The organism is Thermus sp. NMX2.A1 (assembly GCF_000511705.1).
GTDB classification, from domain to species: Bacteria; Deinococcota; Deinococci; order Deinococcales; family Thermaceae; genus Thermus; species Thermus scotoductus.
Genome location: NZ_ATNI01000029.1, coordinates 1 through 795 on the forward strand (window position 1 = coordinate 1; position 795 = coordinate 795).

The following is a 795-nucleotide window of genomic DNA, read 5'->3' on the forward strand; positions in this document are numbered from 1 at the left end:
CTCGTAATCTTTCCCCAGCCGTCGGTTTCGCCCCATCCAGGCAAAGGTCCGCTCCACCACCCACCGCTTGGGCAGGGGCTTGAACCCACCCTCCCGCGGGATCTCCGGCACCTCCTCCCCCTCCCGCACCCAGACCCCCCGCACCCCCGCGTAAGGACGGGCCACCACCTCCAGCTCCAGTTCCAGCCCCCTAGCCACCTCCCGCAAACCCCGGTAACCCCAGTCCACAAAGAGCTTGCGTACCCGGGGCCACAAGGAGAGGTCCATCCCCAAAAGCAACGCCTGCCCACCCCACTTGTCGTGCTCATTGGCCGGGTGGACAAAGGCCTTCAAAAGACGGCCCCCCGTGTCCGTCAGGATCTGCCGCTTCCTCCCTTTGACCTTCTTCGCCCCGTCGTGTCCCCGGGGCCCCCCTTTTCACTCGTCTTCACCGACTGGCTGTCCATAACCAGGGCACTCGGGGAGGCATACCGTCCTCCCCGCTCCCGGTCACGACGGACCAGAACCTGAGCTACCTTCTCCCAAACCCCTTCCTGCCACTTGCGGAAGTAGTGGTAGACCGTGGACCAGTGGGGCAAGTCGTGAGGCATGGCCCGCCACTTGATGCCGTTTTCCAGGACGTAAAGTATGGCGCTGACGATCTCCCTCCTCGGCACCTTTGCGGGTCGGCCACCGGGCTTGGGGGCGGGGATCAACGGCTCCAGGATGGCCCACTCCGCGTCCGACAGGTTGCTGGGGTAAGATCTCCGTGTAGAAGCCACCCTTCAAGTATAGCGGACTTTTACGACAGTCTCT

General features: G+C 64.0%; 2 protein-coding genes. Both read right to left on the reverse strand.

The genetic code is table 11. The features are described 5' to 3' along the window. On the reverse strand, nucleotides 1–360 hold a 360-nt coding region (locus TNMX_RS02030), incomplete at its 3' end, for a transposase (protein ID WP_084221114.1). Continuing rightward, nucleotides 354–761: an IS5 family transposase gene (locus TNMX_RS02035; protein ID WP_038028980.1), complete on the reverse strand. Its 408-nt coding sequence runs from the start codon at nucleotides 759–761 to the stop codon at nucleotides 354–356. The genes TNMX_RS02035 and TNMX_RS02030, both read right to left, overlap by 7 nt. Between the last annotated feature and the right edge of the window lie 34 nt (nucleotides 762–795).